Genomic DNA, 15228 nt, shown 5'->3' on the forward strand with positions numbered 1-15228 from the left:
AGGAGCTTATAACCGGCCATATTTGCCCGGTAAAGGAAGGCCTGTCATGTTTACCTATAGCCCCGAAAAATTTGCGTCGCTCTACGCCTCCGAACTTGGCCAGCGCATCTGGGCCTTTCTCACGCGGCCCGAAAACGTCGCCCGCCTGGAGACCGCGTCCGAACTCGGCAAGCCCGCGGTCGAAGGCATCGAGGAGCAGCTCCTGGCGGAATTCCGCGAGGAGGTCTTGGCCGACCGCGTGAAGCAGATGGTCGGCCATATGGTGCGGCAGATCCTGGAGCAGCGAGATTGGGTGCTCGACCAGACCGATGTGAAAGTTCAGTCGGTGCCCTTCAGCAAGGCGGCACGCTATCGCCGGCCTGACTGGTTCACCTTTCACGCCTTCCGCAACAGCAGTGATCCGCGCGACGTCGTTATCACCGATCGCCGGCAAAATCCGACGCTGCCGAACGGCGCGCGCTGGACCTTCTACGCTACCTTCGCCAGCCCGCTAAAAGCGGCGGTGGCGTTCGGCGTCAACGACATCAAGCAGCTTCGTCAGCAGGTCCATTCGCACGGCTTCCACCGTGTTCGCATCGAGCGGATGCTGCGCCGGGCATGAGACGAGCAGATGATGACTGATCTATTCGATGTCGACGGCGCCAATCTCGATCGCGGGTTTGAAAACCTGAAAGCCGCCGAGCTTCCGATCGAGCAGCAGCTTCACGCCATGCTGCAAGAGATGTGGGGGCGTTACGAGCCTTATGCCGACCCCGACTTTCGGCAGGGTTTCGCACGCGATGTCGATGGCCGATTTTGGGAGATGTATCTGGGCTGCACGCTGCTCGAGGCGGGCCGCACCCTGCTTCCCGTCGTCGAGCGCCAGCGCGAAGGCGGTCAGCCGGACCTCTGCGTCCTGGAAGATGGCCGCCGAATCTGGATCGAGGCCATTACCCCAGATGAAGGCGCACCGGGTCCTGACCAGATCGTGCGTCCGGTCCCCCTCAACGAGGGCGGCGGCCTCTTCGCCGCACCGATCCGTCAGGCGCAGTTGCGCACGTCCGGGGCGTTCTGGACCAAGGCGCAGAGGATCGCGCGCTATCTCGAACAGGGTGTGATCGGCCCGGAAGACACGAGGATCATCGCGATCAGTGCGAGCCGCTTCGGCGTCTATGTCGCCGACCAGCCGTTGCCGCTGATCATGACCACGTTATTTCCGATCGGAGATGCCTACATCACCATCGATCGCGAGACCGGCAACGTCGTTGACGAAGGATTTCACCCGGCCCCCTTCATCGACCGCGAACGCAATCCGATCCCGCGCACGGCGTTTCTCGACGAGCGTTTCGCTGACATCTCAGGTGTGATCTGGTCGCGCGTTGGCCTCGGCAACCTCTCGCGTCGAAGCCGCCCGCTGACCTATGTCCACAACCCCTTGGCGCAGGTTCCGCTGGCGACAAGCTGGGGCGTCTGGGATCGCGAGTTCGTCATCACGCCGCGCGGCGACGAGTGGGAGGCCAACGACATTCTGGCGCAAGCCGCAGCGGAGGCATCATGACGATGCGCCCGAGTGCCCGCGTCTGGCGCCTTCCGTTCCGTGAGGTTGATCATGGCCGTCGGCGATGAGCAGCGACTGATCACGCCGATCAGCCAGCGGCAGTTTGAGCTCTATGCGCTGTCGCTCGAACGTGGGCCCAATTTTGATCCCGCGCAGATCTTCGGGAGCTATCAAGCCGGACACGGCAGCGCGAGCGGCTGCATCCTCCTCGATCCGGAGCGCGGGACCTTCACCGCCCTGGCCTTGCGCAGGCGTGTCGATCATCGCTGGGTCCGCGTCGATGAAGGCGGCCCCTATCCCACTCCCGAAGCCGCGCTGGATCAGCTCACCATCAGCATGCGCGCTGGCGAGCCGCCCGAGCCATTGCCGCCGGGCGCACGGCGACGGCCGCTTCTGCTGAAGACCGGATCGCGAGGCACATCGCCGGAGTTCGACCTGCTGACGAGCACGATCAGCCATTTCCCGGCGCTGATGGCGGTCGGCGAATGCTACCTCGCGCTTCCCAATCCGGATGCCAATTTCGTCCCCGATCTGCAGACCAGCAATTTCGCGTCCCGCCTCTTCGAACTCTATCTTCTTGCCTGCTTCCGCGAGCAAGGCCTGATCGTCCGGCAGAAGCATGTCTCACCGGACTTCCTGATCGAGAACGATGGCGCCGCCTGCTGGATCGAAGCCGTGACCGCGAATTCCGAGACGCCCCGCTCCGGCGGGATCGGGGACTGGGTGCATGCTCCGGTCGATCGAAATGAACGCTTAACCGGCGCGCCAGCTGAGCGCTTCGCCAAGACGCTGCGCGGCAAGCTTCAGCGCAACTATCATGAGCTGGATCATGTAAAGGGGATACCCTTCGCTCTGGCGATCGCTGACTTCTATGAATCCGGCTCGATGGTTTGGAGCCGCGAGGCTTTGCCGACCTATCTCTACGGCCTGCGGGCAGATGTCGAAGGCGAAGGCGCCGGGCGACGTGCGATCGGCACGCCGATCAACAATCTTACGGGCAGGCACGGCATTCCGGCCGGGCTATTCCGCGATCCCGACTTCGCTCACCTCTCTGCCGTCATCTTCAGCAACGCGGCGACGCTCGCCAAATTCAACCGCATGGGCTTTCTCGCTGGATGGCGGCCGCCGGGCCTCACGATGACCCGCCGCGGCATTCTCTTCGACCGAACGCCGGGCGCGCTGGAGCCCATTGATTTCGATCTGTCGGTCGACAGCGCCGAATACCAAGCGCTCTGGCCTTGGGGCGAAGCCTGGTGTCAGGAACTGGAGGTCTTTCACAACCCACAGGCGACGCACCCCATTCCCTTCGATCTCATACCCGGCGCGACCCATTGGTTCGAGCGCGGCGGCGACGTCGAGTGCAACACCATGTGGGCGAACTCGGTCATTTCATCGATCACTCATCTGCGCATGGCCGGCGCGCAAGGCGAAAGCGAGCGGCCATGATCTGCCCGCCATGCATGCGTCGCCGTCCTCGCCCATCAAAGGAGCATCGTTGAACATGGAAACGGAACCATCCGACCGGACCATCGTCCTCCATCTCCTGCGCGGGGCTGTACCCGAGCGCGCCGACGAGATCAGCGGCCTATGGAGCCAGTATGGTCATGGTGTGGAAGTCGCGCCGAGCACCAAGGGCGTGACGATGAAGGCCGATGACAAGCGCATCCAGTTCGACACCAAGACGATCGACTTTTTCTGGCTGCTCGGCTTCAGCGCATGGCGTGCCATCGAGGTGTATTCGCCGGCCCTGCTGGTGGCGACATGGACCGGAATGCCGCTTGATCAGGCCCTCAAGATCGATGCCGAACGGGGGCAATACGAATTCGATTACAAGCAGCGCGTCAGCACCGCTCAATCGCTCATCGCGGCCGAACAGACCGCACAGATTTCCTGGCCTGCGGACATCCCCGAGCCGACCGCTGACCGCGACAGCTTGGGAGATGTCCAGCACAAGACGATGTTCGACCTCGTCGCGTTTGCCCTGGCCTTCGCGCTGCTGCACGAATTCCGGCACGTCATGTATTGCGCCGACAAGAGCGCACCGTCGACACTGCCCGAGGAGGAAATCGGCTGCGATAACTGGGCCCGCGAGTTCATGACCAGCGGCCTCGCCGCCTATGCGAAGGAGCATAGGACAACTACGCTCAAGTCCAGCAGAAGCGCGCGATGGGAATAGCGCTCGCCGCCGTGATCATCCATGCGATGACGCCGACCCACGCGCATTGGGGCAATCGGCAGTATCCACCGATCGCCGAGCGGCTGACGGCGATGATCGGAGGCTACAATCTGCCGCCCGGCTCGTCCTTCTGGCCCTTCACGGCCTGCCTTTTGATCACGCTGATGAGGCAGGAGGGCCGGCCGCTCGACATCATCGCGTACTCAAATCAGGAAATGGTCGAGGCCCTGCTCGACCGGCTCCGTTGACGCTGCGGGGAGCGCGACGTGCCGGTCTATTTCATTGGCGAAGATGAAAACGGATGCTCCCCGATCAAGATCGGCGTGGCGAAGAACATCGAGGCGCGCCAGCGCAACCTCCACACGGGGAATCCTTTGGAGCTGCGACTGCTCGGGTGGATCGAAGCGACCGACGCCTTCCAGCTTGAACGAGAGCTGCACAAGCATTTTGGATCGACCCATGTGCGTGGAGAATGGTTCGACATCGAGCCGGGTGACATCCTGGCCATTCTCAAGCGCGCCGGCCGCGCTGGATTTGTCGCCAAGAACGCCGATGCTTTCCAGATCGTCGGTTATGATCGCGACGCCATTCCCGAATACCTCGGCGTGTGGGAATGGGCCGATCTGGAAATCGACGAATGCTGCCCGTTCTGCGGATGTCTATGCGGCATGCATTTTCAGGAAGCCTCGCAGATGTACTATTGCATCCGATGCGACACGCTGACCGACTTTTCCGAGCTCGATCCGCGTGAGTATCCGCCGGACGAGTGATGTCCTGAAAGGCGGAAAGATGCCAATCCTGAGAAGCTGAAACCCGGCTTTGCGCTTCTGAGGGGAACGCCATCCCCTGCGGCCGGCCTTCGTCTCAGCCGCCCCCTTTTGCGGGGAGCCCCCGCAACGCCCCCTTCAGAGTGAGAGTGCGGACCGGCTTCGCCGTGACGGGTTGAGGGCTGAAAGAGGGGCCCCGGCGCCGGTCGCGGAGATCGGTGATGTCCAGAAAGACCTGACAAGCTCGGGCTGGCCAGGACCGGGCGAGCTATACGATGAACTTACCGACAATATCATCGCAGAACTTGAGGCCGGGCGCGTGCCTGGGTCCAACCTTGGAGGACGGCGGCTGCGAAGGCGCCACTTGCCAAACGCCGCGACCGGGCGGAATTATTCCGGGATCAACGTGCTGATCCTTTGGAGCGCCGCGGCACGGCTTTTCGGGCCAGAGCGGGCCCACCTTCCGCCAGGCGCTCGCGCTCGGCGGCAATGTCCGCAACGGCGAGCGCGGCACGTCCGTCGTGTACGCCGACCGATTCGTACCCGACGACGAGAAGCGGCGCGCCCGAGCAGGCGCGAGCGGCGATTGATTGCTGCGCAATCTTGCTATGCTCGGACCCTTCCCTCCTAGTGATTCGCGCCTGCCATGAGCATTTTATCAAGCGATCCGATTACTCAGCTCGCATTCTCGATGTTCGAGAGCAAGGGTGTCTATGCTTTGCTTCTCGGCTCTGGTCTCTCTCGTGCAGCCGGGATTCCAACTGGATGGGAAATCACTTTGGACCTAGTTCGACGAGTCGCGCTCGCGCAAGGCGTCAAGAATCAGTCCGATTGGGCGACGTGGTATCGCAAAACGTATGGTGCGGAACCCGATTATTCAGCGATTCTAGCAGGACTGGCGGCCTCGCCTGCCGAACGGCGATCCATCTTACATTCGTACATCGAGCCTGACGAAGACGATCGTGCAGAGGGTAAGAAACTTCCGACAGCCGCGCACCATGCAATCGCGGGCCTGGTTCGCGACGGGTATGTCCGAGTGATACTAACGACCAATTTCGATCGGCTATTAGAAAATGCACTGCGAGAAGTTGGCGTTGAGCCAACTGTCGTCACCTCCGTCGACAGCTTGTCAGGAGCCGAGCCGCTCACACATAGCCCGTGCTACGTGCTGAAGCTTCATGGTGACTACAAGGATGCACGCATCCTGAATACCGACGAAGAGTTAGGCGTGTATCCGCCGCAATACGATGCGCTGCTCGACCGCATTTTGGATGAGCACGGTCTTATAGTTTGCGGTTGGTCAGGCGAGTGGGATGACGCGCTACGGGCAGCATTGTTGCGCGCTCCTAACAGGCGTTACCCTACTTTCTGGAGCATACGGGGGAAAGTTGGGAGCGGCGCAGAGCCCATCATCAGTCAGCGTAAGGCTGTGACCATTCCGGTTGCCGACGCCGATAGCTTTTTTCTGAAGTTGGCCGAGCTGGTGAAAACACTCGCCGAGACTCGGAAGCAGAGTCCGCTGACGATTGATATCCTCGTCGGCTCTATCAAGCGGTACGTTGCGAGGCCGGAATTTCGCATTCGACTCGATGAAGTCATCACACAGGAAGTTAACAAGCTTTTCGACCGCCTCGACGCGAAGGAGCTCTCTCCGCAGGGTGTGTGGTCCGTTGAGGAATTCCGCCGACGCCTTAAACTCTATGAGGCCACTACCGAGCCGCTCGCGAAAGCCTTTGGTGTTCTCGGACGATGGGGGGATGACGCCGAGCTTGCACTCATTGCCGATACGATCCGCGGCGTCGTTGCCAGGGCGAACAAGGTGGGCAGCGGCCTGAATATATGGCTTGATCTAAGGACGTATCCGGCCGTTCTGCTCATGACTGCATATGGGCTCGGACTTGCGAGAGCAGAGCGTTGGAAGACCTTGCATGACCTGTTTTCTCTCTCGATGCCTAGGGACGAGCGGGACCCAAAACGTCTCGTGAATTCGCTCTTCCTGTGGGACTGGAGGGGGTCAGACGACAATCTCTGGAATAACGTTGAAGGTTTCACGACAGGCAACAACCGCCGAAAAACACCACTCAGCGACCATCTATTCGACGTATCCTTCGAGTGGGGCACGGCGTTTTTGGGCGTCCCCACAGACAATGCTCTGCTGTTCGATCGTTTTGAGGCGCTGGGGGCGTTGGTCCACCTTGAAGAGAACAGTGAAAGGGCACTGAAGGATCAACTGGAGAACGGCGACAGGAAGGCTAGGATGTCTGTCGGTCGCATCGGCTGGCGAAGCGAGGGGCGACGCTCAATAGAACACGAGCTGAAATCAACTCCTACCAGGCAACAACTGCTTAAAGCAGGGTTCGCATTGGGCAGTGAAGCATACCTCGATCTATTCTTGGAAAACCTATCACGGGTAGCACGATGGATGGAGTGGCGCTGACACTCCACCTGGCGATACCGGCCAGGGAGCAGCCGGACGATGTCTATACGCCTGAGAGAACTGTTTGCCTGTACGGAGCAAGGCGGCGCTTTCGTCGCCGAATCTGCCGATGGTCGACTCCTGCATATTGGCGAGGTGCCCTCCGGGCTCGCCTGCAACTGCGTCTGTCCCGGCTGCGGAAGGCGGATGGTTGCGAAAAAGGGAGATGTGCAGGCCCACCATTTTGCGCACAATGCTCAGCAAGATGGCCGGTCATGCGCGTCCGCCGGCGAGACGGCCCTGCATAAGTTTGCGAAACTCATTTTGGATGAGCGCCTGGAAATTACTTTGCCAGCGCAGGTCGTGGAGGAGCAGAAGGATCGCGAAGTTGTTGTCCGGGCGGCGAAGCGTACTTTCGATCGAGCGATCCTAGAAACCAAAGATGGGCAGATCGTTCCCGACGTCGTGCTGCTCTTACGCGATCGCAGGCTCATCGTAGAATTCAAGGTCACTCATCCGTGCGACTCAATAAAAATCGCCCGGATCCAAGCGATGGATGTCGGCGCAATCGAGATCGACCTCTCCCAGTACCGCGACCACAAGCTCAGCGAGATCGGAGACCGGATACTTTACGACGCGCCGCGAACATGGCTGCACAATCCGCGGGAACGTGAAGCGCGCGCACGCCTCGAAGTGAGAGCGCTACAGCGAGCAGAGGAGAGGCGGACGCAAATCGAAAATTACCGCGGCTCCTATCGCCATCGTTCACCGTCAGAATCCCCGGGAAGCGGGGCATGCGAATCTTCGGCCCGGAAAAACGGCCTCGCCGACCTCATCAATCTGCCGGTATATGGGGCTGGTTGCTTCACAGTGGCCGTTGCGGAATGGCAAGCGGCTATTCTGGAAGCATTGCTCGCTCCAACGAAAACGCCTTTCCGAACTCGAAATGGGCTCGCGGCACTCCGAAGCAGACGATGGCTCGACTCATCGTTTGCTGACATTTCGGACGAAATCGTATGTGGGGTGCGAGCGGCCGGGATTCCGTTCAACTCCCCCTTCCAGGCCGTCGAAGCATATCTAACGCAACTCGAGCGCCTTGGCTTCGTTCATTCGGATCCGACTGAGATTTGGCGGCCCTCACATACGCTACAGGCACGGATCGATAAGGCGCGCGAGCTCCGCGCGCGACCGGTCAAGCGTACGCGCGAGCTCCGTCAATTAGTTGAGGAGCTGATTGCCACTCTTCCAGCGGATGAGACCGCTGCTTTCGTATTTGAACAATGGTGGAGTTCAATGCTCCCGGAACGCGGCCATTCACCTCGTGATGCGATCGACTTCGATGAAACGAAGTGGCGATCGCTCACGAACGACCTGGATAATATCGCGACGCAAATCCGGTTCTCGCCGCGAGAACGCTTAGACCTTTTTGGGCTTCCCTACCACGGCGCCCTGGCGCGCGCACTTGAGCGCAAGCATGCAGAAGAAGCCGAACGTCAACGCGCCAATCAAGCGAAAATCGAGGCAGATAAAGCTGCCCGCGTCGCCGATCTGCAGCATCGCGCGCTTCGACAGATCGGGAGAGAAGCGGAACTCTGGCTCGTGACGACAAACTCTAACACTGGGGGACGCCCTCCCATCGAGGTCGCTTTGGATAGCGAAGCTGGTCACGAGGATGCGGTCCGCGCGCTCCATTACCGAGCAAGAGAGATTGAGGTTCAGCATCGAGCAAGCGAGCGGAAGGCAAAAGCCGTGGCGGAGCTCGCCGCGCTCGCCCAATCCCGGTATTACGACGACGAGCGAGCTAATTTATGGATGCGAGGCAGGAGGCGGGAATTAGGTGGTAAATCGCCGGAGGAGTTCACGGTTGATGATGCTACCCGGCAGCGGTGTAGTGAGCTGCTACCTACGAAACGTTCGCGTCGATAGGAACTCGGATGTTCTGTGTCAATACACCGCATAGAGACAATGAACCGGCCTTCTAAAAAGCACCACTTCGTACCACAGGCGCAGCTTCGAAATTTCTCTGCGGACGCGGAGCGCCGTTTTCTCTATGTGCTCGACAAACAAACGGATCGATCATTCCGAACTTCGATCCTCAACGCTGGCTCAGAGAACGACTTCAACACCATCAGTCTCGGCGCCAGCAAGTGGAACTTCGAAGATCTGTTCCAGGAAGTCGACACCCGGTCGGCTTTGCTTATTGCGGAGATCCTCTCGCGCAAATCGCTAGCCTGGCTATCCGAGGATGATCGGCTTGCTTTGGCCGACTTGTTCGCCACCCAGATGCTTCGCACGCATTTCAGTCGAACCACGCGGGCGCACCTCGCTGATCGTCTTCGGGAGATCACACGGCAGCTCGGCTACGATCCGGATCAGAATCCGACCATGGCGACGCCCCCCGATGCAGCACTGCGCCTCGGCGCAGTACGGACATTCCTTGATCGCAGCGAGCAGGTCGTCGCGCTTCTGCGCCTGTATCCCGCCTTATACCGAGCAAACGGGGACCATCGGTTCATAATCTCTGATCATCCCACCGCAGTGATGAATGCTTTTCCCTATGGGGAACTCGGACTTACTTCGCACGGCATACTAGTCGTCCTGCCGATCTCACCAGAGATTATGATTGCCTTGCACTGCCCGACAATTGTGAAGCGCTATGAGTTCGCTGAACAAGCGAGTCTCGAGGCAGATCAAAAGGAGCGAGTGTTCCGATACAGAGACGGCCTCAGGTCCGGCAATCCGATCGATATTGATGAAGATGCGGTCCTGTTCCTCAATCATCAGCAAACGGTTCATAGTGCGCGGTACCTCTACGCGGCCACCGACACATTCGATCGCGCGCGTGAAGCGTTGGAACAGCAACCTCACCTTCGGTCCGTCACGACACACCTTACGTTCGGCGAAATGGGACGGCCGTCTAAACGACATTCAGAGATGCAATCGGGAATACACCTCGTAGTACGCGGTCCTGCCGATCACGGGATCCTCACAATCGAGGAAATCGATCCTTCCGGAGAAGGGATCACCGCTCGGACCGGCCAGATCACATTGTTAGCCCAAATGGCATCGGATCAGGGCATGCTCCGTGTCGAACTCTACGTCGATGGACGCCCCATGCGCACCTTGGGCGCTGCCATGGTGGAGCCTCTTGGAAACACAGCCGATGGCTGGTTCCGCGTAGTTCACCGCGATGCCAGTTTGAGAGAGTTAGGCAAGCGTCTCGATCGCAACCGCTTGTAGCCTTCCATTTCCGGCGAGCAGGTCCCCGATATCAAACTTCGAGCAGTTGGCAGCACAGGCCTGTTCCACAGCATGCAGCGCAACCTCTCACGTCAAAAGCACTAGGTGACAATACAAGCGTCCGCGAGCCGCGCTTCCTCGTCCATCCGATTTGCACGCTACAGCACTCTGGACTTGGGGGCGGCATCAGGGGACCCTTTGTTTGGCATCGTAGACAATTTAGATCGATGCATGGCAATTGGGTTACGCGTAGATGGCGCCGAAACGGGTCAGCAGGAATCTCGTCAGCCACCACAACGGTAGGTCTTCTGGCGAGCCCGCACCGACAGCGTCGCGCCATGGATATGCGCATCTCACTCAGCGCGGTTTTGATCTTATCGGGGGATCATCGAAGCGCTTGCAGGGACTCATGGTTGAGAGTGATAACAACAAGCGGCGCCGGCTCGTCGAGTTCAAGGATGGTTGCCGCTATGGCAAATTTGGAAGAACTAAAGCTTATGAGCTGATCGCCCACGAGAGGATCAGGGCCTACAAGATGGGGGGCAAGACCATGATTGATCTCAACAGCATAGATGAATATCATGCTTCGCTGCCGAGGGTCGAAACGAGAGCAAGCTAGGCCGCCGATCTGCGCAGCCGCTAAGTCCTCACACTGCTGCCATGACCGAAAACACCGATAATGCTCCGTTCGACCCCGCGCTGGGGGCCATCGAACCGCACGCCGGAACGCTGACCGCACCGCCGGACGGGCAACAGCTTTACAAAATCATGACGATTGAGAACCTGCTCCGGTCGGTGAGCGGCGGATACCTCTATTTCAACCGGGTCGATAGCTACAAGGACTTCCGGAATGCCGACGGGCATGACGGTGAGCAGTTGCAACAAGATCGCGCCGCCAATGAGGCCGCCAAGTTCGAAAGGGCACCCGATTTCTCTGGGGCGGACTATTATGACCGCTGCCGAAACCGGACCTATGCGTGCTGCTTCTCGCTGGAGAACTCCGACTACATCTGGCACGAGTACGGGAACGGCAGCGCACATGGTAAAGTCGGCATCGCTTTCGATTTCGCGAAGCTGCGTGCCGTCATCAATGAGATCATGAGCGTCAGGAATGGACTGCTGTACCGGGGAAACGCCTGCAAGCAGATATTCTCCGTAAACTACGGAATCGTCGATTATTTGTCGTGGGAAGAGGTGCGGGAAAATATCGATCGGATGCCCAATCCGATCCGCTACACCTACGTCAAGGACAAGAGCTATGCTGATGAGCGCGAGTTGCGTATTTCGCTTTCGGCGATTGGCATGGGACATTTTGTCTTGGCCGATGGCACGAAAATGGAATTTGCCCCCGGACTCGAACTCGGCTTTGATTATCGAAAGGCCATGACAGATGGCACGATCACGGAGGTTTTTCCCGGCCCCGGCTGCGACCTCGATTTCCTCCGCGATGAACTCGGCAAGCTCGGCATCAAAGCGGTAGACGGCGCGGCCTAAAGGCTAGGCAGATAATCCAGCGGCACTTCGCCGCCGCTGTGCGTCCCAATCTATAGGTCTTGTTCGGGCGCCGGCTTCTTTAAACCGCGCGGCTCCAGTAATTCGGCGGGGGTTTCTTGCAGGCCACAGAATGCGCTTATCCGGTGATTACCGTCGAGGATGCTCAAGCCATCGGGAAGCCTTATCGCAACTAGCGGCTTTTCGAAGACGCCATTCTTCATCAGGTAATCGGCCCCCCTCTTGAATCGCCTCCCGGTCTCCTCATCAATGGTGCCGCTTGCTTTCTCCATCAATATCTGCGCCACAATGACCTTCGTACCCTGGCAGAGATTTGCAAAGCCACAGTCAGTCGTTTCGCGCTTCCAGCTAACCTCTCGCCACCATGAAAGGGGCCTGTATCCAAGGATGGCTGCCCATGCGTGATTGCCGAGCGGCTCCGGCGGCGGCCAACCCGTATCGCCAGCGCTGCGGTTTGCGAGGTAGAACAGCCACAGTTCAATGACTGCATCGGGCCAATGCGGAAGATAGCGCTTTATATCGGCTAGAGATACCTCCGGCGGTCGCCACTTCTTCTTCAGAATCTCGGCGAGTTCTATAGCTTCGAGCAGCGTTAAGCTCCACAATTCCTCGACGAGCTTCGGCACATCAGCCATGGCATGATCCTGCGGTCATGATTTCATTACCACTATCACGCAAACGCCAAACGGAGGCGCACGGCGGCTTTCTGCTTTCCGGTTGCCGACGTGCCCTCATCGTTAAGCAGGGTCGAGGCGATCGAGCGGAAGCCGCGGGCGTAGTGGTCGCTGCCGGCGCTTTCAGTGTTGGTCTGGCCAGGCGCAACCGACTCGCCCCGAAGTCGTTCAACACGAGGTACGTATCTCGCTCGGCATCGTGGGGCAAAGTGTAAAGACTACGCATGACAAGGCGCTCCCTTGACCTCGCGATATCAAGTTTGGGCGATCCTATCGGGATTCGAGTCGGAGCCGGGTTCGATTCCGGTCGTGGCGCTTGTGGAGACCAGAACGGCATGGGGCGCGCCTGCTGCCGGGGAGCCTGCTGGCTTATTTTTTGCCAGCGAGTACCGCGCGTCTCAGCTTGCTGGTATTTCTGCTGGTATCGGCAGCAATCCGTGACTAAAATCGCCATAAATTCGGATAGTTAAGGAAATAGGTGACTGCCGGCCAGGGGCACCAAGACCTCTATACTAGGCTTTTGTCTAAAGTCCGGCCCATCGGAGAGACCCTCCGGTGACGTTATGCTTCTTCTGACTGCGCGAACACAAACTACCGACGATACAAGGCGTCACGCTCGAAGGCCTGACTTCAGCGGCAATACCGGAATGACAGCGCATGCAACACCAGACCAGCCCGCAGCCGACAGCGGCCTCCGATAAACCTCTGCTTCAGGGCCTGTACAAAGTGGAATTTGAAACGCCGCGAGGGAAAGCCTTGGGCGTGATCCATGCCGAGAATGGAAAGCTCCGGGGCGGAAGCTCCGCTTTCGCATATACGGGATCCTACACCCAGGATGGCCCATCGTTCGTGGGCAACGTGTCCAGCATCCGGCACACGCAGGATTCCACCCACCCTTCGGTGTTCGGTTTCGACGAGGTCAGGATCAGTTTCAACGGAACGGTGAAGGGTAGCTTTGCGATCTGCGAAGGAACAGCGGCCGAGTTTCCGAGCCTCGCGTTCAAAGCCGTGCTCACGCGGATTGTCGACTGATCCAGGACGCACGCCTGCCCGCTTTGCTCAGCGGGGCTCGACCACAAGACACTGTATCGCCGAGCCGAAGTAACCCTGAGCATCGCCGAGGCGCGAGACCGCGAGCCCTGCGCCATCGGCGCCCAACATCATCTCCGAGTTTAGTAGAATCCAGTCGCCCACTGGCGGACGCGCGAGCGTCACCGTGAGGTCGGCGTTGATGAATGTCCATTTCTTGAAGTCGAGCACCGATCCGACGCCGTTACCGCAATCGGCGGCGAGAACCGTGCGCATCGCCTGCGATATGGATGATCCTTCGACAATCGGGCGATTGGGACGAAACCAGATCGCACCGGGGCCCAGCCGGAGGAAGCCGCCCTTCACCGCGCGCATGGAGACGCCGGCGAGGAATTTGTTGGAAACCTGCGGCTCATCCCGGCCTGCCTCGGGACCCGGCACATCGAGCGGCACCGCCGGCACGGTATCGGGCAAGTCGATCGCCAGCGCCCTGACCTTGAGAACGGTGGCGCGCACAACCTCCACGCCCTCCGCGAAAAGGCGAACTGCACAGAGTTGAATCTTGCGCCCCTCGCGAACCACCTCGGTCTCGAGGGTGAGCGGCGCCACCGGCACCGGACGCATCAGATCGATGGTCAGCCGTACGACATGCATCGGCTGCGGCGTCGGAATTCGCTCTGCCGCCCAAACAACGAGGGATGATGGCGCGCCGCCATGCTGCATGCTGGGGTGCCACGGCCCCCCCGCACGCTCGCTCGTGAACACGCGATCACCCTCGACGCGGAAGACCGCTTCCATCGTGGTAGCCGGTACAGGCAACGCGATATCTGCCAGTCAGAGCGGCGGGTCGATGGCGGCCTCGTATTCCTTCTTGAGGCGGGCCACGAGTTCGGAAACCGGCTGCACCTTGTCGATGCTTCCGATGCCCTGTCCGCTGCCCCAGATTTCCTTCCAGGCCTTCGGCTTGTTGCGTTCGCCGCTGGCGTCGGTGCCGAAGTTCATCTTCGACGGATCCGACACCGGCAGATTGTCGGGATCCATGCCGGCGGCCACGATCGACGGCTTGAGATAATTGCCGTGCACGCCGGTGAACAGGTTGGAATAGACGATGTCGTCGGCGGACGACGACGCGATCATTTGCTTGTAATTTTCCGGAGCATTGGCTTCGAGCGTCGCGATGAACGCCGAGCCGATATAGGCGAAGTCGGCGCCGAGCACGCGGGCGGCGCGGATGGCGCGCCCGGTGCCCATGGCGCCCGAAAGCGCGATCGGGCCATCGAACCACTGGCGGGTCTCCGCCACGAACGCGAACGGCGAGATCGCACCGGCATGACCACCTGCGCCCGCGGCCACCAGCACGAGGCCGTCGGCGCCCTTCTCGATCGCCTTGCGCGCAAACTTCTGATTGATCACGTCATGGAACGTGATGCCGCCCCAGGCATGAACTGCCTGGTTGAGCTCCTCACGCGCGCCGAGCGACGTGATGACCATCGGCACCTTGTGTTTCTCGCAAACCGCAAGATCCTGATCGAGACGGTTGTTGGACTTGTGAACGATCTGGTTGACCGCGAACGGCGCGGACAGACGGTCCGGATGCGCCTTGTCGTGCGCTGCGAGTTCTTCCTTGATCCGGTGCAGCCATTCGTCCAGCAGCGCAGCAGGACGTGCATTCAATGCCGGAAACGAGCCGACGATTCCTGCCTTGCATTGTGCGATGACGAGGTCAGGTCCCGACACGATGAACAACGGCGAACCGATCGCCGGAATTGAAAGACGATTTTTGAACAAGGCGGGCATCGACATCGGAAAATCCTCTTCCGCAGAATGAAACACGCGCGAGCACCAAGGCCGCAGCACCTGCCACGGTCTTAGGGGCT

The 15228-nt window shown here is 59.8% G+C and carries 15 protein-coding genes and 1 pseudogene; 13 read left to right on the forward strand and 3 right to left on the reverse strand.

The window, feature by feature from the left end:
• The first annotated feature begins 46 nt into the window (after window positions 1-46).
• The 12 genes and pseudogenes from HMPREF9695_RS19665 (at window position 47) to HMPREF9695_RS26790 (ending at window position 11630) form a co-directional block, all read left to right on the forward strand.
• The gene (locus HMPREF9695_RS19665; protein WP_006022650.1) at window positions 47-601 is read left to right on the forward strand and encodes a hypothetical protein; all 555 of its coding nucleotides are present in this window, start codon (window positions 47-49) and stop codon (window positions 599-601) included.
• A gap of 12 nt (window positions 602-613) precedes the next feature.
• The gene (locus HMPREF9695_RS19670) at window positions 614-1537 is read left to right on the forward strand and encodes a hypothetical protein (RefSeq protein ID WP_024337236.1); all 924 of its coding nucleotides are present in this window, start codon (window positions 614-616) and stop codon (window positions 1535-1537) included.
• Window positions 1538-1588: 51 nt separating this feature from the next.
• Window positions 1589-2983: a hypothetical protein gene (locus HMPREF9695_RS19675; protein WP_006022652.1), complete on the forward strand. Its 1395-nt coding sequence runs from the start codon at window positions 1589-1591 to the stop codon at window positions 2981-2983.
• 55 nt (window positions 2984-3038) lie between these two features.
• Window positions 3039-3713, forward strand: coding sequence for a phage exclusion protein Lit family protein (locus tag HMPREF9695_RS19680; protein ID WP_006022653.1), 675 nt, complete (start codon window positions 3039-3041; stop codon window positions 3711-3713).
• Window positions 3704-3961 carry a phage exclusion protein Lit family protein gene (locus HMPREF9695_RS19685; protein WP_006022654.1) on the forward strand — a complete coding sequence of 86 codons (258 nt, stop codon included), beginning with the start codon at window positions 3704-3706 and terminating at the stop codon, window positions 3959-3961. The genes HMPREF9695_RS19680 and HMPREF9695_RS19685 overlap by 10 nt, the downstream gene beginning before the upstream one ends.
• An 18-nt stretch (window positions 3962-3979) precedes the next feature.
• Window positions 3980-4483, forward strand: coding sequence for a GIY-YIG nuclease family protein (locus HMPREF9695_RS19690; protein ID WP_006022655.1), 504 nt, complete (start codon window positions 3980-3982; stop codon window positions 4481-4483).
• Between the two features lie 316 nt (window positions 4484-4799).
• Window positions 4800-5070, forward strand: a pseudogene (locus HMPREF9695_RS25950) (ArdC-like ssDNA-binding domain-containing protein).
• Window positions 5071-5126: 56 nt separating this feature from the next.
• Window positions 5127-6917, forward strand: coding sequence for an SIR2 family protein (locus HMPREF9695_RS19700; protein WP_006022656.1), 1791 nt, complete (start codon window positions 5127-5129; stop codon window positions 6915-6917).
• 39 nt (window positions 6918-6956) lie between these two features.
• Window positions 6957-8822, forward strand: a complete 1866-nt coding sequence (locus HMPREF9695_RS19705; protein WP_006022657.1) for a competence protein CoiA family protein — start codon at window positions 6957-6959, stop codon at window positions 8820-8822.
• A 39-nt stretch (window positions 8823-8861) separates the two neighbouring features.
• Window positions 8862-10136, forward strand: a complete 1275-nt coding sequence (locus HMPREF9695_RS19710) for a DUF4238 domain-containing protein (RefSeq protein ID WP_006022658.1) — start codon at window positions 8862-8864, stop codon at window positions 10134-10136.
• A gap of 253 nt (window positions 10137-10389) precedes the next feature.
• Window positions 10390-10755, forward strand: coding sequence for a hypothetical protein (locus tag HMPREF9695_RS27010; protein ID WP_237863170.1), 366 nt, complete (start codon window positions 10390-10392; stop codon window positions 10753-10755).
• Between the two features lie 41 nt (window positions 10756-10796).
• Window positions 10797-11630 carry a DUF2971 domain-containing protein gene (locus HMPREF9695_RS26790; RefSeq protein ID WP_006022660.1) on the forward strand — a complete coding sequence of 278 codons (834 nt, stop codon included), beginning with the start codon at window positions 10797-10799 and terminating at the stop codon, window positions 11628-11630.
• A gap of 50 nt (window positions 11631-11680) precedes the next feature.
• On the opposite strand, the gene HMPREF9695_RS19725 is transcribed toward HMPREF9695_RS26790, so the two are convergent.
• Window positions 11681-12283 (reverse strand): hypothetical protein, encoded by a 603-nt coding sequence (locus HMPREF9695_RS19725; RefSeq protein ID WP_006022661.1) that lies wholly within the window; start codon window positions 12281-12283, stop codon window positions 11681-11683.
• Window positions 12284-12979: 696 nt separating this feature from the next.
• Between HMPREF9695_RS19725 and HMPREF9695_RS19730 the strand changes: the two genes are divergently transcribed.
• Window positions 12980-13354, forward strand: coding sequence for a hypothetical protein (locus tag HMPREF9695_RS19730; protein ID WP_006022662.1), 375 nt, complete (start codon window positions 12980-12982; stop codon window positions 13352-13354).
• Between the two features lie 27 nt (window positions 13355-13381).
• On the opposite strand, the gene HMPREF9695_RS19735 is transcribed toward HMPREF9695_RS19730, so the two are convergent.
• Both HMPREF9695_RS19735 and HMPREF9695_RS19740 read right to left on the reverse strand, forming a co-directional pair.
• Entirely contained in the window at window positions 13382-14149 is a 768-nt protein-coding gene (locus tag HMPREF9695_RS19735; RefSeq protein WP_006022663.1) for a thioesterase family protein, read from the reverse strand.
• A gap of 36 nt (window positions 14150-14185) precedes the next feature.
• The gene (locus tag HMPREF9695_RS19740; protein WP_006022664.1) at window positions 14186-15154 is read right to left on the reverse strand and encodes an NAD(P)H-dependent flavin oxidoreductase; all 969 of its coding nucleotides are present in this window, start codon (window positions 15152-15154) and stop codon (window positions 14186-14188) included.
• Window positions 15155-15228 lie beyond the last annotated feature (74 nt).

This window comes from Afipia broomeae ATCC 49717, from assembly GCF_000314675.2.
GTDB classification, from domain to species: Bacteria; Pseudomonadota; Alphaproteobacteria; order Rhizobiales; family Xanthobacteraceae; genus Afipia; species Afipia broomeae.

Bases quoted from the DNA above. Each gene is read 5' to 3' on its own strand.
- HMPREF9695_RS19665 (WP_006022650.1), top strand. From the start codon at position 47: ATGTTTACCTATAGCCCCGAAAAATTTGCGTCGCTCTACGCCTCCGAA.
- HMPREF9695_RS19675 (WP_006022652.1), top strand. From the start codon at position 1,589: ATGGCCGTCGGCGATGAGCAGCGACTGATCACGCCGATCAGCCAGCGG.
- HMPREF9695_RS19725 (WP_006022661.1), bottom strand. From the start codon at position 12,283: ATGGCTGATGTGCCGAAGCTCGTCGAGGAATTGTGGAGCTTAACGCTG.
- HMPREF9695_RS19705 (WP_006022657.1), top strand. From the start codon at position 6,957: ATGTCTATACGCCTGAGAGAACTGTTTGCCTGTACGGAGCAAGGCGGC.
- HMPREF9695_RS19700 (WP_006022656.1), top strand. From the start codon at position 5,127: ATGAGCATTTTATCAAGCGATCCGATTACTCAGCTCGCATTCTCGATG.
- HMPREF9695_RS26790 (WP_006022660.1), top strand. From the start codon at position 10,797: ATGACCGAAAACACCGATAATGCTCCGTTCGACCCCGCGCTGGGGGCC.
- HMPREF9695_RS19710 (WP_006022658.1), top strand. From the start codon at position 8,862: ATGAACCGGCCTTCTAAAAAGCACCACTTCGTACCACAGGCGCAGCTT.
- HMPREF9695_RS27010 (WP_237863170.1), top strand. From the start codon at position 10,390: ATGGCGCCGAAACGGGTCAGCAGGAATCTCGTCAGCCACCACAACGGT.
- HMPREF9695_RS19680 (WP_006022653.1), top strand. From the start codon at position 3,039: ATGGAAACGGAACCATCCGACCGGACCATCGTCCTCCATCTCCTGCGC.
- HMPREF9695_RS19740 (WP_006022664.1), bottom strand. From the start codon at position 15,154: ATGTCGATGCCCGCCTTGTTCAAAAATCGTCTTTCAATTCCGGCGATC.
- HMPREF9695_RS19730 (WP_006022662.1), top strand. From the start codon at position 12,980: ATGCAACACCAGACCAGCCCGCAGCCGACAGCGGCCTCCGATAAACCT.
- HMPREF9695_RS19670 (WP_024337236.1), top strand. From the start codon at position 614: ATGACTGATCTATTCGATGTCGACGGCGCCAATCTCGATCGCGGGTTT.
- HMPREF9695_RS19685 (WP_006022654.1), top strand. From the start codon at position 3,704: ATGGGAATAGCGCTCGCCGCCGTGATCATCCATGCGATGACGCCGACC.
- HMPREF9695_RS19735 (WP_006022663.1), bottom strand. From the start codon at position 14,149: ATGGAAGCGGTCTTCCGCGTCGAGGGTGATCGCGTGTTCACGAGCGAG.